Consider the following 21,389-nt stretch of genomic DNA (forward strand, 5'->3'; position numbering starts at 1 on the left):
AATTAAAACCCTAACAAAGAGATCAACAAGATCAAACACAAACATTACCAACACCACGAAATACCGAACATCAAACAAAGTGCAAGCGTGGATTTTTCCAGCACTTCGTTCGTAAAAGAAGTCAGCCGCGCCCGTACTTTCGGTTTCATGAGTGATATCGAGTACCTGCGCAAGCACAACCTCGCACTCGGCGGCAGCGTTGAAAACGCAATCGTGGTCGATGCCGATGGCGTACTGAACGAAGACGGTCTTCGCTATGAAGACGAATTCGTGAAGCACAAAATCCTCGATGCCATTGGCGACCTGTACCTGCTGGGCAATAGCCTGATTGGTGAGTTCAGAGGCTTCAAGTCCGGTCACGCACTGAATAACCAGCTGCTGCGCAAGTTGATTGAGCAGACAGATGCGTGGGAAGTGGTGACGTTCGAAGACGCCAGTACCGCACCGATCTCTTACATGCGCCCTGTTGCGGCCGTGTAAGTAAAAAACCTCTCTAGTTTTTTGAAGGCCATCCTCGGATGGCCTTTTTTTATGCCTGCTGTTTTTGTGCTGCCTGAGCTGGCCCTATCGCTGGCAAGCCAGCTCACACAGGTTTCTTCGTTTTCCATAGATATCCACAACACCACAAATCCATGTGGGAGCTGGCTTGCCAGCGATGGGGGCGGTAAGGGCAAAGCATTAATCAGGCAGCCACCACCACCCGATTGCGCCCACCTTCCTTGGCCTGATACAACGCCTTGTCCGCCGCAAACAACAACTGCTCCAGCGTGATCTCACTCACCGTTGTCCAGGAAGCGATGCCGATACTCACCGTCATCGGTAACTCAGCCCCATCGACCAACGGTAACTGCTCCACTGCCACCCGAATATGCTCGGCAATCTGCCGGGCGCCTTGGCTGTCGGTCTCGGCAAGAATCACCGAAAACTCCTCGCCGCCATAACGCGCCACCAGATCCGTGGGTCGTCGCACGCTCGCCGTGATCACTTTGGCCAACTCGCGCAACGCCTGATCGCCGGCCTGATGACCATGCCGGTCGTTGAATGCCTTGAAATGATCAGCGTCGATCATCATCACCGACAGCGGTTTGCCTGAGCGCTGGGCGCGAAACCATTCATGGCGCAGCGACTGATCGAGCATTCGCCGGTTGGCCACCCCGGTCAGCGCATCGGTGGCAGCCAGTTGCGCCAGTTCGTGTTCAGCCCGCTGACGCAGGCGCAGTTCACGGACGAGCAGCCAGGTCAGCCAGAGCAGGCCAAGGCACAGCACACCGGTGGCGCCACTGATCAGTATGGCGGTGCGGCGCCAGGTGGCGAATACCTCCTTGCTGGATAACGCGACGATCACCGTCAGCGGCAAGTTACCGACCCGCGAATAGGTGTAGAGCCGCTGCTGAAAGTCGATGCTCGAAGTACTGGTAAAACTGCCGTTGCCACTTCTGTCGTTGAGAATCCGCACCACGTTGGGTCGGTTACCGAAACTTTTGCCGACCGAGTCGCTTTGCAGGTAAGGCTTCTGCGCCAGCAACACGCCATCGTTGTCGATGATATTCAGTGTGCTGTCGTTACCGATGTCGAGGCTGTTGAACAACTCGTCGAAGTAATCGAGCTTCAACGACGCTACGGCCACGCCAATGAACTCACCGGTGTCCGAGGAAATACGTCGGCTGAAGCTGATGCGCCATTGATTGGCTTCGTCGCAGTCGCAACGGGTCTTGAACGGTCGGCTGATAAACATGCCGATATCGCGGTTGAAAGCATGGGTGAGGAAGTAATCGCGGTCGGCGAAGTTGCCGGGTTTCGGCACGAGTCGCGACGAGTCGGCGAGCACATTGCCGAGTTTGTCGAGCAACAGAATGTCGCCCTTGAAGCGTGCAGTGGTCGAACGGTCGAAAAGCGCCAGGTGGCGGATCTGCGGGGTCACGTCTCGCAGGTCATCGCGCTGCGAGACGGCGATCAGGCCTTGCAGTGTCAGGTCGTACAACTCGACGGTGCGTAATACGTCGGCGTCGATCAACTGAGCGATGGTGGTGGCGCTGCGGGTGGCTGACTCCTGAGCGCTGGCATGCTCACGAATCAATAGGAAAGTGACAATGCACACGATCGCGATCACGCTCAGCAGGCTGCCGAAAATCAACAGCATCTCGGGGCGTCCGGTCTTGCCCGCTGTAGGTGGGGTACGGCTCGCGATCATGGTGGGGTTATCGGTTGGGGGATGTTGTAAGCGTAGATGCACAAACACTGCGGGGGATAGCACTAAAACAGATCTACTGTGGCGAGGGGATTTATCCCCGTTGGGCTGCGAAGCGGCCCCAAAAAGAGGGTCTGCTGCGCAGCCCAACGGGGATAAATCCCCTCGCCACAAATTCTATTTCAGTCAAAAAATTGTGTCAGTCGCAACTGACTTTGGTAGATCTTAGAAGACGTTGATCGGGTAGTCGATGATGACTCGGTATTCATCTATGTCCGAATCGATCACTCCATAACCGTTGCCGCCGCGATTGGTGGCCCATTGCAGGCGCACGGCGAGGTCTTTCGCTTGACCGCTCTGTACGACGTACTTCAAGTCGAGATCGCGTTCCCAGTGCTTGGCGTTGCTGCCGTCGGCGCTGTACCAATTGGCGTAGCCCTTGCTGTTCGGGTCGACTTTGGTCAGATCAACCGTGCCCCGCGAGTAGGACACCGCCGACGTCAGGCCCGGCACGCCGACACCGGCAAAGTCGTAGGCGTACTTGAGTTTCCACGAACGCTCGTTCGGGCCGTTGAAGTCCGAGTATTGCTGGGAGTTGTCGAGGTAAACGCTGTCGCCCTGGCTGATGTAGTCGAACGGCGTGTTGCCGTTGACCCGCTGGTAGGCGGCGGTGACGCTGTGGCTGCCGATGCCGACGGTGAAATGCAGGCTGTAGGTGTTGTTGTCGATGTTGCCGAGCAGCGCATCGCCGGTGTCCTGGGTGTGATAGAAGTGCAGGCCCGGGTTGAGGCTGACCAGGTCGTTCAACTGCCAGGTGTAATCCAGGTCGTAGTAATACTGGTTCCAGATGTCCTTGAGCTCGGACGCATACAGGCTGCTGGTCAAGCCTTCGACACCGCTCCAGGCCACACCGGCCCAGTTCAGGTGTCGGCTTTCGTCACCCTCGGCCAGCGTGCCGTAGGAAGTGCCGATACGCTGGTGACCGCTCTGGTTGTAAGGCTTGGTGAAACTGGCCTGGCCACCTTCGATCAACCAGCCATCGAAGCTGTGGTTGGTCAGGCTGACGCCACGGAACGTCTGCGGCAGCATGCGGCTGTCACCGCCGGCAATCACCGGGTTGGTGAGGAACAAGTCACCCGCCTTCAACTCAGTGTCGAACGCGCGCATTTTCAAGGTGCCGCCCGCTGTCGAGAACGAACCCGGCGCTTTGCCGTTGCCGTCGCTGATCGGCAGGATGCTGGAACCGTCCGTACCGCCACCGCCGTCGAGTTTCAGCCCGAGCATGGCGTGGGCATCAATGCCGAAACCGACTGTGCCTTGGGTGTAACCCGACTGGAATATCCCGAGGAAGCCCTGACCCCACTCGATATTGTCGTCCGCCTTCTGCAGGCGGTTGCGATTCATGTAGTAGTTGCGGGCGTTGAGGTTGAGGCTCGAGCCTTCGACGAAACCTTCTGGCGCGGGTTCATCGGCGTGAACGGCGGGGGCAATCGTTGCGGCAATTGCAATGAACAGCGGCGTGAAACGGACTGGGTAAAGCACGTGCGGTAAAGCTCCTTGGGTCAGCGGCACCTCAATGTTGCGAGGTGCAAAATGTTTCTTGTTGTTAAAGACGCACCAAACGGCTTTCAGACCACAACGAAAAAAGGCCGCTGAAAGTCAGCGGCCTGGAATGACGACGGTTGAACGGGAAGAGCCAAACAACCGCGTCGAGGGAAACGGAGCGGTGTGCGGCTCAGCTGTCTTTCTCGGACGCTTGAGCCTGGGTTGCTGCAGCTTGAGGTGTCTGCGTCGCGTCTTTGGCCTTGGCCATCATTTCGGTCTGATGCTGATCGTACGCCTGGGCCCGGGCGCTGTTGTGCGCAACGAACGCCTGGGACTCTTCAGCCATCGCCATCGGCGACAGGAACAATGAGGACAAAACGAAAGCGCTGGCAATACCCATACTGTTGGACATCTGGAAAACCTTCTTGCTTGGCAAGTGCTGTTTGGTGCGGGCAAAGATAAGGTTGCCGGGGATTGGGAAACAGCGCGATTTTCATAAATGACTGTTACAGCACAAGCAAAGATCAGAGCTCATTTCCCTGCGCTGCCGAAGGTGGCAATGTGTTAAGGACATGTCAGGCTGAACGCGAACCTGTGGTGAGGGGATTTATCCCCGTTGGGCTGCGAAGCAGTCCTGAATCCTGTGTGCAGGTTGTGTCTGGAAGATCTCGGTCGCTGGTTTTGGGGCCGCTTCGCAGCCCGACGGGGATAAATCCCCTCGCCACAAAAGTCTCCTGCCACAGGAGATAATGCTCATCGTTAAACCGGCAAATAAATCCCGAACGTATTCATCCCCCGATCACTGCGTACAAACACATCCCCGCCATGCATCAGCGCAATCGCCTTGACGATCGCCAGCCCCAGCCCATGGTTGTTGCCACTGTTACTGCGCGAAGCATCCACCCGATAAAAGCGTTCGAACAGCCGCGGCAAATGCTCGCTGGCAATCGGCGAACCGGGGTTGGCCACGCCGATGCTGACTTGATGCGCTTGCACCTCAATCCGCACCTCGATCACCTGACCGGGCCCGGTGTGCTGCACCGCGTTGTTCAACAGATTGATCAACGCCCGGCGCAGATGCGCGACCTCGATCTGCACGTGCGCATCACCGCTGACCTGCACCTGAACCTGCGCGTCTTCCAGAATGAAATCCAGATACTCCAGCGTCGTCGCCACTTCATCGGCCAACGACGTCGAAGTGAGTTTGGTCGCCTTGTTGCCCTGATCCGCACTGGCCAGAAACAGCATGTCGTTGATGATCGAACGCAGCCGCTCCAGCTCTTCGAGATTGGATTGCAGCACTTCGAAGTAGTGTTCCGCCGAACGCCCGCGCGTCAGCGCGACCTGGGTCTGGCCAATCAGATTGGTCAGTGGCGAACGCAACTCATGGGCGACGTCGGCATTGAACGATTCCAGCCGCGAATACGCCTGCTCGACTCGTTCCAGCGTCGAGTTGAACGAGTCGACAAACTGTTCCAGCTCCGGTGGCAACGGTGACAATCGCAAGCGTCCGGCCCGCAACGGTGGTGCCAGGCGCTGGGCTTCGTGGGACAGTTTGATCAGCGGCTTGAGGCCGATCCGCGCCACCCAATACCCCAACGCAGAGGCCAGCAGCACGCCGACAATCGCCAGGCTGATCAAGGCAATCAGCAGGTTGTGCTGGGTTTCGTGAAACGTCTCGGTATCGATGCCGATCATGAAACGCAGCGTCGGGCGCTGATCCTTGGCCGGCAGTTCGGTCAACAGCACTTTCAGTGGATAAGTATGGTCAGGCAGCTGCAAATCATGCATTCCCAACGAACCTTGGGCGAAGGCACGGATCCGCGTATCCGGCGCACCATATTCATAGCCCGGATCACCACTCACTACCCAGAAACGAATGCGCTTGTCCTCTTCGCCGAGCAGTTTCAACTTGGCGTTGATCTTCAGCCAATGCTCCGGCGTACCGAAGCGATTGAGTGCCGATTCGAGCACGCTGTACCGCGCTTCCAGTTCGGCTTCCGGTAACAAGCCCAAGCCTTTATCCACCTGCTGATACAGCGCGCCGCCGATCAACAGAAACACCAGCAGCGCTACCAGCGTGAACATCCCGCTCAAACGCAAGGCAATGGAATTACTGGACACCGCGACTCTCCAGCACATAACCCATGCCACGAATGGTGTGCAGCAGTTTCTCGTCGAACGGCCCGTCGAGCTTGGCGCGCAGGCGTTTGATCGCGACTTCGACGACGTTGGCATCGCTGTCGAAATTGATGTCCCAGACCATTTCGGCGATGGCGGTTTTCGAAAGAATTTCACCCTGGCGACGGGCGAGGACGCTGAGCAAAGAGAACTCCTTGGCGGTCAGATCCAGCCGCGTGCCGGCGCGTGTTGCCTTACGGCTGATCAGATCTATCCACAGGTCGGCGATGCTCACTTGCACCGGCTCATGCCCGCCACTGCGCCGGGTCAGTGCTTGCAGACGTGCGACCAGTTCGAGGAAGGAAAACGGTTTGCCGAGGTAATCATCGGCACCGTCGCGCAGGCCTTTGATGCGGTCTTCGACCCGTTCACGGGCGGTGAGCATGATCACCGGGGTTTGCTTGCGCGCACGCAATGCGCGCAGCACGCCGAAGCCGTCGAGGCCCGGCAACATGACGTCGAGGACGATCACCGCATAGTCGCTTTCCAGCGCCAGGTGCAAGCCCTCGACGCCGTCGCGGGCCAGGTCCACGGTGTAACCCTGTTCCGTCAGACCGCGGTGCAGATAGTCCGCGGTTTTTTCCTCGTCTTCGATAATCAGAACGCGCATGACCCGCCTCAGTCTGTGGTCGCCAACGCCGGTACGGGCGCAGGTTTGGGTCTATGGAAAAGTCGCTCAAGCCACAAGTATATGACCGGCGTGGTAAACAGCGTCAGCATCTGGCTCACCAGCAAACCGCCGACTACCGCGATCCCCAACGGCTGGCGCAGTTCGGCGCCAGTGCCGTAGCCGAGCATCAGCGGTAAGGCGCCGAGCAGCGCGGCGAGGGTGGTCATGATGATCGGCCGGAACCGCGTGATGCACGCTTCGAAAATTGCATCCTCTGGTGACATCCCACGTTGGCGTTGGGCTTCGAGGGCGAAGTCGATCATCAGAATGCCGTTCTTCTTGACGATGCCGATCAGCAACACCAGTCCGATGAGCGCCATGATCGAAAAGTCCTGGCCGCAGATCCACAACATGATCACTGCGCCCAAACCCGCCGCCGGCAACGTCGAAATGATCGTCAGCGGATGCACGAAGCTCTCATAAAGCACACCGAGAATGATGTACACCGCCACCAGCGCCGCAAGAATCAGCCACGGCTGACTGGCCAGCGAACTCTGAAACGCCTGCGCTGCGCCCTGGAAGTTGCCGCTGATCGCGGTCGGCATACCGATTTCGGCCTTGGCCTGATTGAGCTGAATCACCGCATCACCCAACGCCACGCCGGGCGCCAGGTTGAACGACATGTTGGCGGCCGGGAACATGCCGTCATGGGCAATCGACAGTGGGCCAATGGTCGGCGCATCGAATCTGGCAAGCGCCGACAGCGGCACCATTTCCCCGCTCAACGGCGAGCGCAGGTAAAAATAATTCAGGCTTTCGGCCTTGCCGCGCTGCTGGGTGTCCAGTTCCAGAATCACGTTGTACTGGTTGACCTGCGTCTGAAATTCGTTGATCTGCCGCTGGCCGAAGGCATCGTACAGCGCCTCGTCGACATCACTGGCAGTCAGGCCGAAACGTGCAGCGGCACTGCGATCAATGTTGATGTGAGTGATGCTGCCGCCCAGTTGCAGGTCGTTGGAAATGTCGCGGAACGCCGGGTTGCTGCGCAGTTTTTCAGTCAGGCGCTGGGTCCAGGTGGCGAGGGTCGCGCCGTTGTTGCTTTTGAGTACGTATTGGTATTGGGCGCGACTGGGGCCGGAGCTGAGGTTGATGTCCTGGCCGGCACGCAGGTACAGGACGATGCCGGGGACTTTCATCAGTTGCGGGCGAATCCGGTCGATGAACTGGCTGGCGCTGACGTCGCGGTCGCCGCGTTTTTTCAGGGCGATCCAGAAGCGCCCGTTGGCGATGGTCTGGTTACTGCCGGACACACCCACCGAGTGGGAGAACGCTTGCACAGCGGGATCGGCGCCGACGATTTCGGCCATGGCCAGGTGTTTTTTCACCATGTCGCCGTAGGAAATGTCCGCAGCGGCTTCAGTCGTACCGAGCACGAAGCCGGTGTCCTGCACCGGAAAGAAACCCTTGGGGATAAAGATGTAACCGGCGACGGCCAAAGCGAGGGACAAGCCGAACACGCCGATCATCAGTTTCTGGTGGGCGAGGGCGCGGCGCAGGCCTTTCTCGTACCAGCCGAGCAAGCGTTCGCTGAAGCCCGGTTTGGCGTGGGCGTGATGCACCGGTTTGCGCATGAACAGCGCCGCGAGGGTTGGCGCCAACGTCAGCGACACCACCACGGAAATCATGATGGTCGAGGTCGCGGTCAGGGCAAATTCCTTGAACAACCGCCCGACCACTCCGCCCATGAACAGCAGCGGAATAAACGCCGCCACCAGCGAGAAGCTGATCGAGACCACGGTGAAGCCAATCTCGCCAGCGCCTTTGATCGCCGCCTCGCGCATATTTTCGCCGGCCTCCAGGTGCCGGTGAATGTTTTCCACCACGACAATCGCATCGTCGACCACAAATCCCACGGCCACCACGATGGCTACCAGGGTCAGGTTGTTCAGGCTGAAGCCGAGGATGTACATCAGCGCAAAACTGGCGATCAGCGACACACCGAGCACCGCCGAGACAATCAGCGTCGCTGATAACTGACGGAGGAACAGCGCCATCACCGCCACCACCAGCAGGATCGCGATCAACAACGTGATCTCGACTTCATGCAGCGAGGCACGGATGGTCTGGGTGCGGTCGATCAGGGTTTTCACTTGCACCGAGGCCGGCAGCATGGCTTCGAGGCCGGGCAGGGCGGCTTGAATCCGGTCCACGGTCTCGACGATGTTGGCGCCTGGTTGGCGCGAGATCACCAGGTTTACCCCCGGCCGATCACCGGCCCACGCTTGCACGTAGGCATCTTCCGAACCGTTGATGACTTTAGCGACATCGCGCAGGTGAACCGGGGCGCCGTCCTTGTAGGAAACGATGAGTTCGCTGTAGTCCTCGGGATGGAACAACTGATCGTTGGTCGACAGTGTGGAAATGCTCGACTCGCCGTACAGCGCACCTTTGGCCAGATTGAGGCTGGTTTGCTGGATCGCCAGACGTATGTCGGCGAGGGTCAGGCCGATGGCCGCGAGTTTGTCCGCCGAGGCCTGGACGCGAATCGCCGGACGTTGCTGACCGGTAATGTTGATTTGGCCTACGCCGTCGATCTGGCTGATCTGACGGGCCAGCAGGGTTTCCACCAGATCACTGAGTTCAGTACCGGGCATCTGCGTCGAGCTGACGCTGAGGATCAGCACCGGGCTGTCCGCCGGGTTGACCTTCTTCCACGTTGGCAGCGTCGGCATGTCCTTGGGCAGTTTGCCGGCGGCGGTGTTGATCGCCGCTTGTACTTCCTGGGCGGCGGTGTCGATGCTTTTATCGAGGGTGAATTGCAGGGTCAGCAGGGTCGAGCCCAAGGCACTGCTGGAGGTCATCTGGGTTATGCCGGGGATGGCGCTGAATTGCACCTCCAGTGGCGTGGCCACGGACGAGGCCATGGTGTCGGGACTGGCGCCGGGTAACTGCGCGGAAACCTGAATCGTAGGAAATTCCGCTTCCGGCAGTGGGGCAATCGGCAAGCGCGGGAAGGCAATGATGCCGACCAGCACCAGTGCGATGGTCAGCAGAATCGTCGCCACCGGGTGATCGATGCACCATGTCGAAACCCCTTTGTGCGCCTTCATGGTTTCGGCTCCGCCTGCACCACTTGCGGCGGCTCGGTCATGACTTGCACGGTCGAACCGGGTTTTAGCCGCGACTGGCCGTCGGTCACCAGCACGTCACCGGCCTTCACGCCTTTGATGATGTCTTGTCCGCTGCCCTGATAGACCATCTGCACCTGCACGGCTTCAACCTTGTCGCCATTGACTCGGTAAACGAAGTGTTGATCGAGGCCACGCTGTACGACGGTGGGCGGGACGACCAGCGCATCTTTGTCGAGGGCTGTCTGAATTTTTACCGTCACCAGCAGGCCCGGCCAGAGCTTCTGGCTGGCGTTGGCGAATTCGGCTTTGGCGCGGATGGTGCCGGTGTTGGCGTTGATCTGGTTATCGATCAGGGTCAGGTGACCTTCGCCGAGCAGGTTGCCGGTTTCGCCGTCGGTGTCGGCGCCGATGTAAGCCTTGACCTGTGCGTGTTGCGGGTCGTTGATCAGGCCTTGCAGGATCGGGAGCATTTGTTGTGGCAGGGAGAACTCGACGGCGATCGGGTCGATCTGGGTGACGGTGAACAGGCCCAAGGTGTCGGTCATGCGCAGGAAGTTGCCCTCATCGACTGTGCGAATACCGACGCGGCCAGTGACCGGGGAGCGAATCTGCGTGTAGGAAAGTTGTACCTGCGCCGCATCAATCGAAGCCTGATTGCCTTGGGCGCTGGCCTTCAGTTGGTTGACCAGAGCCTGTTGCTGGTCGTAGGTCTGCTTCGATATGCCGTCGTCGACGCTGAGCAGTTTGTAGCGTTTGAGGTTGACCTGGGCGACTTGCAGTTGCGCCTGGCTTTCGCCGAGTTGGGCGCGAGCCTGGTCGAGGCTGGCGCGGATCGAGCGGTCGTCGATGGTGGCGAGCAGGTCGCCTTTGTTTACTAGCTGTCCTTCCTTGACCAGAAGTTTGGTGAGGACTCCGTCGATCTGGGGGCGGATGACCACGCTGTGCAGGGAGAGGACCGAGCCGATGCCGCTGGTGTAGCGGGGGACGTCTTTTGCGCTGACGGCGATCACTCGCACCGGGATGGCGTTGGGGGTGGCGAGTTTGGTGGGGGCGGGTCTGGTTGCAAACCACAGGCCTGCGGCTGCCAGGGCGATCAACAGGGTGGCTAGCAGGGCTTTGTGTTTTTGGATTTGCATGCTTTTTGGGCGCCGAGGGTTGGAGTTTGGGCAGATTGGGTAGGTTATAAACCTGTGTGGGGGTCAGGAGGGTGACGGCTAGCTGTCAGCGCTGTCAGTTTTCTGTGTGTATATCCGTTGCTGCGGTAACGGCCTCTTAAGGTTCCGCCCTTACGGCGGGTCACCTTTTCCAGACGCTGCTATCTACGCTCCTTAAGATCCGCTCCCGCCAGCGGATACAAGTTGTATGCCCCAGCCATTATCGCTGCGGGTCTCTTCGGGAGTGTCTTGCAATGAAGCTCAAAACTGTCATTTCCAGTGTGCTTGTTTTACTTCCGCTAACGGTCTGCGCCGCGCCTCAGACCCTCTCTGGCGAGATCCGCTTCACCGGGCAAATCGTCGATTCCGGGTGTGAAGTCGGGCGAGTTGGTGCGTTGGCGACCAGCGAATCCCGGCAGATCGAACTCAGGTCAGGCGTTAAGGTTGATGTAGACACATACCGCAACGCGTGCAGCCGTGGGGCGTTGCCGTTTTACATGACCTATGAGCCGCTGAAAACCTCGACCGACAATGGCATCGTGACCATCAATTACCTGTAAGCCGTTCGGCGTACGGTGTAAATCTTCAGGTGCTGAGCCACGGCGCGCAGGTATACTGCGCGCCTTCGCGGCTCACTTACCGGGCGCGACTTTTTGTTTTGCGGAGCTTTCATGACTTCCCCGATCCAACCGCCGGTTGACGACGCCGTCAGCGATGTCCCGGCCGATATGGCCGACGCCAGCGATTCCAAAGCCGAGATCCCGGCGTTCAAGTTCCCGTTCAAACCGGGCGAACTGGCCGGTGCCAAGGGCACCAACCAGCCTTGGTACAAGAACGGCGCCAAGAACGGCCATACCAAGAGCCCAGGCATGGCGCCGCCGGGCACCCGTCGTTCGATGGGCAAGCGCTGAGTTTTCCTTCGGGGATTTGCGTTTGGTTGCGCGGGGTTTCTGGGGGACGGTGACAGGTTCAGGCTTGAGGTCGCCTTCACTGACCCCATCGCTGGCAAGCCAGCTCCCACAGGTTTCCCGGTTGTTCACTTAATTGATGTACGACACAAGATCTTGTGGGAGCTGGCTTGCCAGCGATGAGGCCCGAACAGCCACTAGATAATTTGGATCAAGCCGCCCGCAGCGATATAAACGCATAGGTCAGCGCCGGCTCCGTCACCACCAGCGCCCCCGCAGCCCGCACTTGCCCTGCCACGTCATCCCCGGACAAATGAAACAGCCATTCACTGGGCACTTCATCCAGCGACCGCGCGCTCACCTGATCAATCACCGTCGCAAAAGCGTCCATGTTCGGCAGGTACGCGGTAAACCCGTCGCCCTTGAGGGCCGTGGTTCGGATCCCCAGCGCAGCACAGATCGCGTCCTTTGTCCGGATGTCATCACGATCGGCCTGACGCGAACGCTGGATCAACGCCAACAGTTCCTGATCGACCAGTTCGCCACCGACGATCAACGCCGGTCCCTGTTCCCAGGACTCCGGCGGGCAATCCTTGGCGGCGGGGTTGAGCGGGATGTGCGGATTGATCTCCGCCGGATAAATCCGACACACCAACGGCCGGCGCTCGTAGATGCGACACAGCTTGTCATCGTCAAGATTCCGACAAGGTCCGACGTTGTAAGCGGCAAAAGTGATGGCCACGTGTGCAGCCGATTCACCGCTGCGCACCGCTACCGAACGCCGTTCGGCGTGTTCACGCTGCTGCGCCGGCAAGCCCAGACCGTTGCCGAGAAAAGCCTCCACCAGCACGATCACCTGACCACCGTCGGCCGCCCACATGCGGGCTTCGGCCAGGGTTAGAGGGACATGGTGGTCGGTGCAGCACTTGCCGCAGCCTACGCAGGAAAACGTCGTATTCATTGAGCGAGCAATCTTCAATCAGGGTGTGAATCGGCGACAGAAAGTCGCCATGGGATCACCGATCGAAGCAAGTTATGCGCCATTCATTGGGTTTTGGCGGGCGGACGGATCGAGTCCCACTCGGTGACGAACGCGGTTTTCGACTTTTTGTTGTACAGGCACAGCTCGGTGCCTTGCTGGCCCTTCATGTGTTTTTGCGGGTATTGGCCTTGCAGCAACACGGCGGTGTAGCCGACGCGGTCGTCGAATTGCGCGGCATTGCCGACCGGTTTGGCGTTCTTTAGGCCGCTGACTTTGGTGCAACTGGCGAGCACGGTTTTGTCGTAGGCAGCCCAGGCGTCAGGGCTGGACGCGTGGGCGTTGGAGGCGAGGGCGGTGAGGCAGAGGAAGCTGAGGGTGATGGCTTTCATGGTTTTGGCATCCTTGTAGTGGCAAGGGTTGGAGTATGCCTGAGAGTGAAAAGTTGTCTTTGAGGCCGCCATCGCGGGCAAGCCAGCTCCCACAGTGATGGGCGCCGCTCACAAAACCTGTGGGAGCTGGCTTGCCAGCGATAGCGGTCTGTCAGGCCGGAACCAACTCCCGGCGGACTACATACATACCGGTACTCTCATACAACCGCTGTGCTCGCAGGTTGTCCTCCAAAACCTTCAAATCAACAAACCCTTCGCGCCGTTGCTGAAACACCTTGAATGCATTCAACAGCAAGGCCCGGCCCAATCCTCGACCCTGGGCGCGCGGATGCACCACCAGATTCTTGATGTACGCACTCGTCCAGCACTGCGCCACGGCAACGACACCCTCGGCATCGCGGGCAATGAAACAAAGTGTCGGGTCATATTCCGGATCACATTCAAACCGTTGCTGCCAAACCTCCAGCGCAGGTACTCGGCCGCCACCTTCGCGCTGGCCGAGTTGCATCAAGTCATGCACGGCACCTGCCAATTCCGGGCGGTAGGTGCTGACTTCAACATCCTCCGGCCAAGCGACATCCGGCACGTCTGCACTCAGATCCCGCCGCAGCAAAAAGCAGTACGTCTCGCCCAAGGCTCAGTAACCGTTGGCCGCGACGTGTTTGGCCGCTTCGATCAGTCGTTGGGTCAACTCCGGCGAGGAGAACTTGGTCAGCACGGCGTTGGCCCCGGCCAGTCGTGCCTTTTCGCTGTTCATCGCGCTGTCGAGCGAGGTGTGCAGCAACACGTAGAGATGGGCGAAGTCCGGGGTCTCGCGCAGGGTGCGGGTGAAGGCATAGCCGTCCATCTCGGACATTTCGATGTCGGAGACGATCAGGTTGATCTGCTGTGCGGTGCCCTGCAAATCGAGCAGGCAGTCGATGGCTTCCTTGGCACTGCGCGCGGTGTGGCATTGCAGGCCGAGATTGCGCAATGTGTGCACCGATTGTTGCAGCGCCACCTGACTGTCGTCGACCACCAGAATTCGCGCGTTGCCGAGGACGTCGGCGTCTTCCATGCTCAGGTCGGTCGGGGCCACTTCGATCTGCGCCGGGGCGATGCTGTGGATGACTTTTTCGATATCCAGCACTTGCACCAGCGTGCCGTCCACCGAGGTCACACCCGTTATGTAAGCGCGTGGACCGCCGGAACCAAACGGTGGTGGTTTGATGTCGGTGGTCAGGCAGTGGACGATTTTGCTTACCGCTTGTACGTGCAGGCCCTGTTTGGAACGGCTGACGTCGGTGACGATCAGGCAGCCACCGTTGGGGTCTTCCAGCGGTCGCTCGCCGATGGCGCGGCTGAGGTCGATCACCGACAGCGCGGCACCGCGCAGGGTGGCGATGCCTTTGACGTGTGGGTGCGACTCCGGCAGCTTGGTCAGCGGTGGGCAGGGGATGATTTCACTGACTTTCAGCAGGTTGATCGCCATCAGCTTGCCGCTGCGCAAGGTAAACAGCAGTAGCGAAAGTGAATCTGCGCGGGCTTTGGTGGAAGACATATAAACCTTCTGTGGAAAAAGGTGATGGGCGAGGCTGGAAATCGCCAGAAACTATTGATGCCGGGTTATCGGCGCTAATGGGATGGGCTTTAGGTTAGTTGTCGGGTGGCGTTCAGATCAAACGCCAGAGCCAGAGCTAAAGCCCCTCACCCCAGCCCTCTCCCGGAGGGAGAGGGGGCCGACCGAGGTGTCTTGCGCAATACATCGACCTGAAAGACCGAGTCGATTATGGATTCAGCACTGTATGTTCACGTGAAAGGCTGAGTCGATTATGGATTCAACACTGCCCGTTCACGTCGGCAGAGTTCTTCAATATCCCCCAATCAGTCCCCTCTCCCTCTGGGAGAGGGTTAGGGTGAGGGTGCTTTTAGCTTTTCATTCCCAGGCGTTTAGCCATCCGCCCCAAATTCGCCCGATCCAGCCCCAACTCGCGCGCCGCACTCGCCCAGTTATCCTGATTGCGCGCCAGTGCCGCACTGATCAACTGCCGCTGATACGCCTCTGTCGCAGCGCGCAAATCGCCGGCAATCAATGGCACCGAAGCCGCAACCCCAGCAACTGGCTCAGGCAAGTTATCCACAACCTCATGCGGCAAATCGAGATCTGCGGCGCTCAAGCTTAGAATCTTCGGCCGCACCTTGCAGTTACCCAACGCCTTCAAGGCACTGCGCCCGATCAAGTGTTCCAGTTCACGCACGTTGCCCGGCCAAGTGTAGGCGAGCAGAGCTTCCTGGGCGTCGCTGTTCAGCCGCAGACTATTGAGGCCCATGCGCGAGCGGTTCTGTTCGAGGAAGAAACCGCTGAGCAACAACACATCGCGCCCGCGATCGCGCAGCGCCGGCACCCGCAGCGGGTAGACGCTCAGGCGATGGTAGAAGTCGGCACGGTAGCGACCGCTGCGCACTTCTTCAGCCAGGTCGCGGTTGGTCGCAGCGATCAGGCGCACGTCGACCTGATGCTCCTTGTCCGAGCCCAAACGTTGTAACTGGCCGCTCTGCAATACGCGCAGCAACTTGGCCTGCACGGTCAGCGACAGTTCGCCCACCTCATCGAGAAACAGCGTGCCGCCATTGGCCAGTTCGAATTTACCGCGGCGGTCGCTGGTAGCGCCGGTGAAGGCGCCGCGCACATGACCGAACAACTCGCTCTCCACCAATGTGTCCGGCAATGCCGCGCAGTTGAGGCTGATGATCGGTTTGTCGGCGCGTGGTGAGGCGGCGTGGATGGCCTGTGCCACCAGTTCCTTGCCTACCCCGGTTTCGCCTGTGATCAGCACGGTCAGGTCGCTGCCGCCGACCAGGTTGATTTCTTCCACCAAGCGTTTAAGCGTCTTGCTCTGGCCGATCATTTCGCGGTTCTGCTGACCGCTGGCCTGACGGTAAACCTCGGCGCGCTGGTGCTCGTCTTCAGCGCGAATGGCCAGACGCTCGATGCGTTCGGCGGCGTTGACCGTTGCCGAGGCGAGGCTGGCGAACGCTTGCAGTGCGTCCAGTTCAATCGGTTCGAAGCGTTCGGGGTCGAGTGCATCGAGGGTGATCAGTCCCCAGAGTTTTTCATCGACAAACAACGGACAGCCGAGGCAGTCGTGAACTTCCAGGTGATCGTCGAGGCCGTCGACCAAACCGTCGTAAGGGTCGGGTAAGTCGCTGTCGGCGGCAAACCGCGTCGGCCCGGCACCTGCCAGCAACACTTCAAAGCGCGGATGCTCACTGACCTTGAAGCGGCGGCCGAGTGTGTCGGTGCTCAAGCCGTCGACGGCCAGTGGCACCAGCGATTCGCCGTCGAGGCGCAACAATGCGGCGGCATCGCACGGCAGCAGGGCACGCAGGGCTTCGAGCAGGCGACGATAGCGCTCGCCCTCCGGTAACTCGCGGGAGAGGTCGGAGACCAACGGTAGCAGGGCGGTCAGCAGGGATTTTGCGGTCATGGTCGTGTAGTCAAAGAGACAAGATGTAGTCGTGTTGACTATAAAGAGGTTTGGGTCGATTTGACTACGATTTTCTTAAGTAACTGATTTATATAGTAAAAATAGTTGGCACAAAAACTGATAACACTAAGGTAACTTTTTCAACGAGCTCAGGAGTCACCCTTATGCTTAGCGTCCAGGATCGTGCCATCGTCAAATCTACCGTGCCGCTGCTGGAAAGCGGCGGTGAGGCGCTGATCACGCACTTCTACCGCATGATGCTCTCTGAATACCCGCAAGTGCGCCCGTTGTTCAACCAGGCGCACCAGGCTAGCGGCGACCAACCGCGTGCGCTGGCCAACGGCGTGTTGATGTACGCCCGCCACATCGATCAGCTCGACCAGTTGGGCGATCTGGTGGCGAAGATCATCAACAAGCACGTCGCCCTGCAGATTCTGCCGGAGCACTACCCGATTGTCGGTGCCTGCCTGTTGCGCGCCATCTCTGAAGTGCTTGGCGAAGAGATCGCCACACCAGAAGTGATGAGTGCCTGGGGTGCCGCTTACGGGCAACTGGCCGACATCCTGATCGGCGCCGAAACCGCGATCTACGACCAGAAAGAGCAAGCGGTCGGCGGCTGGCGTGGGGCGCGCGAATTCATCGTTGCGGCCAAGGTCGAGGAGAGCGCAGAAATCATTTCGTTCTACTTCGAGCCGGCGGACAAAGGCCCGATTCTGGCGGCGGAGCCGGGTCAGTACATCGGCATGAAGCTTGTGCTGGATGGCGAAGAAATTCGCCGCAACTATTCGCTGTCGGCGCTGGCCAACAAGGGGCAGTACCGCATCAGCGTCAAACGCGAACCGGGGGGGCGTGCGTCCAATCATTTACATGATCAACTGCACGTAGGCGCGAGCATTCAGCTATTTCCGCCATCGGGTGAGTTCACCCTGACGGCCAGCGACAAACCGCTGGTGCTGATCAGCGGCGGCGTCGGCATCACCCCGACGTTGGCGATGCTCGAAGCGGCGCTGGAAACCGAGCGTCCGGTGCACTTTATCCACTGCGCGCGCAATGGCAGCGTGCATGCGTTCCGCGACTGGATCGACGGTTTGGCTGCGCGTCATCCGCAACTCAAGCGTTTCTACTGCTACGCCGAAGACGACGGCGTGAGTCCGGCAGCGGACAAGGTAGGGATGCTGAGCCAGGAGTTGCTTGCTGAATGGCTGCCGGAGCAGCGTGATGTCGACGCCTACTTCCTTGGGCCGAAAGGTTTCATGAGCGCCATCAAGCGCCATCTGAAAGCGCTGGGTGTGCCGGAGAAACAGAGCCGGTATGAGTTCTTCGGGCCGGCTGCTGCTCTGGAATAAATAGTCGAGACCGAGGAGTCCGCATCGCGGGCAAGCCCGCTCCCACAGGATTTGTGGTGTACGCAAAAACTATGTACGTCGCTGGACCTGTGGGAGCGGGCTTGCCCGCGATGGCCATTACACGGTTCTGTTCTGAAAAATCCCTTTGTATTAATGGTTCCTTAACCGCTTTATCGTTTATTTCCCCGGTGTAGACTTGCGACAACTTTCAGTCGCCAGACGGCTGAACCATGGACATATAAGGGAAACGCGATGAGCGAGGAAACAATTCGATTGGGCCGTGAACGGCGTTTTCTGGTGCTGCTGGGCATCATCTGCCTGGCGTTGATCGGTGGCGCGCTGTACATGCAGATCGTGCTTGGCGAGGCGCCGTGCCCACTGTGCATCCTGCAGCGTTATGCGTTGCTGCTGATCGCGCTGTTCGCCTTTATCGGTGCGGCCACACGCACCCGCCGCAGCATCACCGTATTCGAAGTGCTGGTGGTGATCTGCGCGATTGCCGGGGCGGCGGTTGCCGGGCATCACGTGTACACCCAGTTCTATCCGGCGATTAGCTGCGGCATCGATGTGCTGCAGCCGATTGTCGATGATCTGCCGCTGGCCAAGATCTTCCCGCTGGGCTTCCAGGTCGACGGTTTCTGTTCGACGCCTTACCCGCCAGTCCTCGGTCTGTCGCTGGCGCAGTGGTCGCTGTTGGCATTCGTGCTGGTGGTGATCCTGGTGCCGCTGCTGACTTCGCGTAACCGAAAAGCACTGCGCTGAGTCAACTAATCGGCTCTGTTGCCGATACAGAAAACGCCTCGATTTGCGGTTCAGCAGATCGGGGCGTTTTGCATTTCAGAGCGTTTGTGAAAACACCGTGACGAAGGACAAGCGAGGGTGCGACAGGCGTGCGACATGTTGTCACACACGCAGTGTCGCAAGCCGATCCACCTGCCCGGATTGGAGCACTGTTACAAAAAAGGATTGGTCTGTTTCGGTGTTTTTGGGCTTTTGCACGCGAGTGCAAGATCAGGCAGTTTTAACAAGCGCGGGCAAATGGCCAGAAGCCTTGGGGTATCGGGGTTTGCGCCGATCCGGGCTTCGGAAAAAGCCTTCGGAGCTGTCTGAACTGAGGCGGGTACACCTACAAATTTAGGTGTTTTTGTTGAGAATCGATTTCGATAACATGCAGCACTTTTGCAAAAATGGCGATGGATTGTTGCTTGAACGGATAAAAATTATTTCGGGATAAGACATGGTGTATAGGGCGCTACCTATCTACAATCGCCCGCACTGAATTCCCGGCGCTGTTCAGCCTTCATTAAGGAGGCGGGCAGGAAGTCGGGTGTCGAGCAGGCTGTAAGGCTTTCAAGACACCCAGGTGTCGGTGCCTTCCAACTTTCCGCACCAAATGGAATTGGTCTGTAACAAGGCCTTTGACCACGAATTCGAATAAGAACTTACCGCTGTCCCAGGTTTTGTCGAGCGTCTGACGCGCGACGGGCGGCCCTTATTCAATCCAAAGAAAATGCCAACCCTTGGCAGGGTGAAGTGTTGGCGATCAAAACCCAACTGCATTGCGCAAGCTGCTTTAGAGGTCGTTGAGATGAGTAAAAACAGGTACCCCAGATTACTAGGCCTTGTGCCGCTGCTCGGCACGTTGTTGCTGGGAGGCTGCAACATGACCCTGCTCAATCCAACGGGCCAGGTCGGCCTGGAACAGCGCAACCTGATCATCACCGCGACCCTGCTGATGCTGTTGGTCGTTGTGCCGGTCATCGTCATGACCTTCCTGTTCGCCTGGAAGTATCGCGCCTCCAACAAAGACGCCATCTACACGCCGAAATGGTCGCACTCGACCAAGATCGAAGTGGCCGTCTGGACCATTCCGGTTCTGATCATCATCGCGCTGGGTTACATCACCTACATTTCGACCCACGAACTGGACCCTTATCGTCCAATCGAATCCGACGTCAAGCCGATCACCATCGAAGTGGTCGCGCTGGACTGGAAGTGGCTGTTCATCTACCCGGAACAAGGCATTGCCACGGTCAACAAGATCGTGTTCCCGGCGCACACGCCAATCAACTTCAAGATCACCTCCGACGCCGTGATGAACTCGTTCTTCATCCCGGGCCTGGGCGGCCAGATCTACGCGATGGCGGGCATGCAGACCAAACTGCACCTGATCGCTGACCGCAACGCTGAAATGGACGGTATCTCCGCCAACTACAGCGGCGCAGGTTTCACCGGCATGAAGTTCAAAGCCATCTCAACGACTCAGGAAGATTTTGACGCCTGGGTTAGTGAAGTCAAAAAGGCACCTAAACAGCTTGATCAAGCTGAATACGCAGCCCTTGCCAAACCGAGCCAGAACAACCCAGTCGAGCTCTACTCCTCGGTCACGCCGAACCAGTTCCAGATCATCGTCGACAAGTACGAAGGTATGAAGCCGGGCAAGCCGCTGAAGCACGAGAAGAAAGAGAAAGAAGTGGCGGCCACGGAAATGGACTCGAGTTCGCATTCAGCTGCCGGGGCAGAGGAGTAAACGATGTTTGGTAAATTAAGTTGGGAAGCGGTCCCGTTCCACGAACCGATCGTGATGATTACCATCGCCATGATCGCGCTCGGTGGTGTGGCGCTGTTCGCTGCAATCACCTACTTCAAGAAGTGGACCTACTTGTGGACCGAGTGGCTGACGTCGGTCGACCACAAGAAAATCGGCGTGATGTACATCATCGTCGCCATGATCATGCTGATGCGCGGATATCCCGACGCCATCATCATGCGAACCCATATGGCCATGGCCACCGAGGGTTCGCCTGGCTACCTGCCACCTGAACACTATGACCAGATCTTCACCGCTCACGGTGTGATCATGATCATCTTCATGGCGATGCCATTCTTCACCGGCCTGATGAACCTTGCAGTGCCGCTGCAGATCGGCGCGCGTGACGTTGCCTTCCCGTTCCTGAACTCCCTGAGCTTCTGGTTGCTGGTATCGGGCGTTGTGCTGATCAACCTGTCGCTGGGCGTTGGCGAATTCGCCAAGACCGGTTGGGTTGCTTATCCACCGCTGTCGGGCCTGCAATACAGTCCGGGCGTGGGGATGGATTACTACATCTGGGCGCTACAGTTATCCGGGTTGGGTACAACGCTGACGGGGGTTAACTTCCTCGCCACCGTGCTGAAAATGCGTACCCCTGGCATGAAACTGATGGACATGCCGATCTTCACCTGGACCTGCACCTGGGCAAACGTCCTGATCGTGGCTTCGTTCCCGATCCTGACCGCTACCCTGGCACTGCTGACCCTGGACCGTTACATGGATTTCCACATTTTCACCACTGAACTTGGTGGCAATCCAATGATGTACGTCAACCTGTTCTGGGCGTGGGGCCACCCTGAGGTATACATCCTGATCCTGCCGGCATTCGGCATTTTCTCGGAATTCATCTCGGCCTTCACCGGCAAGAAACTGTTCGGCCACCACTCTATGATCTACG

At 58.7% G+C, this 21,389-nt stretch carries 19 protein-coding genes; 7 read left to right on the forward strand and 12 right to left on the reverse strand.

The window, feature by feature from the left end; translation table 11 throughout:
• The first annotated feature begins 21 nt into the window (after positions 1 to 21).
• A complete protein-coding gene (locus ACIQVE_RS25655) occupies positions 22 to 480 on the forward strand; it encodes a UDP-3-O-acyl-N-acetylglucosamine deacetylase (RefSeq protein ID WP_402813894.1) in 459 nt (152 codons plus the stop codon).
• 202 nt (positions 481 to 682) lie between these two features.
• On the opposite strand, the gene ACIQVE_RS25660 is transcribed toward ACIQVE_RS25655, so the two are convergent.
• From ACIQVE_RS25660 to ACIQVE_RS25690, 7 genes are all read right to left on the reverse strand, one after another.
• A complete protein-coding gene (locus ACIQVE_RS25660) occupies positions 683 to 2,191 on the reverse strand; it encodes a diguanylate cyclase (protein WP_402813849.1) in 1,509 nt (502 codons plus the stop codon).
• A 222-nt stretch (positions 2,192 to 2,413) separates the two neighbouring features.
• Positions 2,414 to 3,730, reverse strand: coding sequence for an OprD family porin (locus ACIQVE_RS25665; protein WP_402813853.1), 1,317 nt, complete (start codon positions 3,728 to 3,730; stop codon positions 2,414 to 2,416).
• Positions 3,731 to 3,923: 193 nt separating this feature from the next.
• Complete coding sequence (locus tag ACIQVE_RS25670) at positions 3,924 to 4,145, reverse strand: hypothetical protein (RefSeq protein ID WP_402813856.1); 222 nt, start codon at positions 4,143 to 4,145, stop codon at positions 3,924 to 3,926.
• Positions 4,146 to 4,492: 347 nt separating this feature from the next.
• Entirely contained in the window at positions 4,493 to 5,857 is a 1,365-nt protein-coding gene (locus ACIQVE_RS25675) for a heavy metal sensor histidine kinase (protein WP_402813858.1), read from the reverse strand.
• Positions 5,847 to 6,524 (reverse strand): heavy metal response regulator transcription factor, encoded by a 678-nt coding sequence (locus ACIQVE_RS25680; RefSeq protein WP_007916978.1) that lies wholly within the window; start codon positions 6,522 to 6,524, stop codon positions 5,847 to 5,849. The genes ACIQVE_RS25675 and ACIQVE_RS25680 overlap by 11 nt, the downstream gene beginning before the upstream one ends.
• 8 nt (positions 6,525 to 6,532) lie before the next feature.
• Complete coding sequence (locus tag ACIQVE_RS25685; protein ID WP_402813860.1) at positions 6,533 to 9,634, reverse strand: multidrug efflux RND transporter permease subunit; 3,102 nt, start codon at positions 9,632 to 9,634, stop codon at positions 6,533 to 6,535.
• Positions 9,631 to 10,791: an efflux RND transporter periplasmic adaptor subunit gene (locus ACIQVE_RS25690; protein WP_402813863.1), complete on the reverse strand. Its 1,161-nt coding sequence runs from the start codon at positions 10,789 to 10,791 to the stop codon at positions 9,631 to 9,633. Before ACIQVE_RS25690 ends, ACIQVE_RS25685 begins: the two co-directional genes overlap by 4 nt.
• A 272-nt stretch (positions 10,792 to 11,063) precedes the next feature.
• Between ACIQVE_RS25690 and ACIQVE_RS25695 the strand changes: the two genes are divergently transcribed.
• Together ACIQVE_RS25695 and ACIQVE_RS25700 are read left to right on the forward strand one after the other, a co-directional pair.
• Complete coding sequence (locus ACIQVE_RS25695) at positions 11,064 to 11,369, forward strand: type 1 fimbrial protein (RefSeq protein ID WP_402813866.1); 306 nt, start codon at positions 11,064 to 11,066, stop codon at positions 11,367 to 11,369.
• A gap of 111 nt (positions 11,370 to 11,480) precedes the next feature.
• Positions 11,481 to 11,720: a hypothetical protein gene (locus tag ACIQVE_RS25700; RefSeq protein WP_402813868.1), complete on the forward strand. Its 240-nt coding sequence runs from the start codon at positions 11,481 to 11,483 to the stop codon at positions 11,718 to 11,720.
• Positions 11,721 to 11,928: 208 nt separating this feature from the next.
• On the opposite strand, the gene ACIQVE_RS25705 is transcribed toward ACIQVE_RS25700, so the two are convergent.
• The 5 genes from ACIQVE_RS25705 to norR form a co-directional block, all read right to left on the reverse strand.
• A complete protein-coding gene (locus tag ACIQVE_RS25705; RefSeq protein ID WP_402813871.1) occupies positions 11,929 to 12,678 on the reverse strand; it encodes a YkgJ family cysteine cluster protein in 750 nt (249 codons plus the stop codon).
• Between the two features lie 83 nt (positions 12,679 to 12,761).
• Positions 12,762 to 13,088 carry a hypothetical protein gene (locus ACIQVE_RS25710; RefSeq protein WP_402813874.1) on the reverse strand — a complete coding sequence of 109 codons (327 nt, stop codon included), beginning with the start codon at positions 13,086 to 13,088 and terminating at the stop codon, positions 12,762 to 12,764.
• A 151-nt stretch (positions 13,089 to 13,239) separates the two neighbouring features.
• A complete protein-coding gene (locus ACIQVE_RS25715) occupies positions 13,240 to 13,722 on the reverse strand; it encodes a GNAT family N-acetyltransferase (protein ID WP_402813877.1) in 483 nt (160 codons plus the stop codon).
• A gap of 3 nt (positions 13,723 to 13,725) precedes the next feature.
• Positions 13,726 to 14,628 (reverse strand): chemotaxis protein CheV, encoded by a 903-nt coding sequence (locus ACIQVE_RS25720; protein WP_402813880.1) that lies wholly within the window; start codon positions 14,626 to 14,628, stop codon positions 13,726 to 13,728.
• Between the two features lie 367 nt (positions 14,629 to 14,995).
• Positions 14,996 to 16,555: a nitric oxide reductase transcriptional regulator NorR gene (norR, locus tag ACIQVE_RS25725; RefSeq protein ID WP_402813882.1), complete on the reverse strand. Its 1,560-nt coding sequence runs from the start codon at positions 16,553 to 16,555 to the stop codon at positions 14,996 to 14,998.
• A gap of 164 nt (positions 16,556 to 16,719) precedes the next feature.
• Between norR and hmpA the strand changes: the two genes are divergently transcribed.
• The 4 genes from hmpA to ACIQVE_RS25745 all read left to right on the forward strand — a co-directional run.
• A complete protein-coding gene (gene hmpA / locus ACIQVE_RS25730) occupies positions 16,720 to 17,901 on the forward strand; it encodes an NO-inducible flavohemoprotein (RefSeq protein ID WP_402813884.1) in 1,182 nt (393 codons plus the stop codon).
• A gap of 252 nt (positions 17,902 to 18,153) precedes the next feature.
• Positions 18,154 to 18,663 (forward strand): disulfide bond formation protein B, encoded by a 510-nt coding sequence (locus ACIQVE_RS25735; protein ID WP_402813887.1) that lies wholly within the window; start codon positions 18,154 to 18,156, stop codon positions 18,661 to 18,663.
• An 826-nt stretch (positions 18,664 to 19,489) separates the two neighbouring features.
• A complete protein-coding gene (gene cyoA, locus ACIQVE_RS25740; RefSeq protein ID WP_402813889.1) occupies positions 19,490 to 20,431 on the forward strand; it encodes a ubiquinol oxidase subunit II in 942 nt (313 codons plus the stop codon).
• Between the two features lie 3 nt (positions 20,432 to 20,434).
• Positions 20,435 to 21,389 (forward strand): cbb3-type cytochrome c oxidase subunit I (locus ACIQVE_RS25745; protein ID WP_402813891.1); only part of this gene is annotated, 955 nt, incomplete at its 3' end.

It is taken from the genome of Pseudomonas sp. NPDC098747 (genome assembly GCF_044760045.1).
GTDB lineage: Bacteria > Pseudomonadota > Gammaproteobacteria > Pseudomonadales > Pseudomonadaceae > Aquipseudomonas.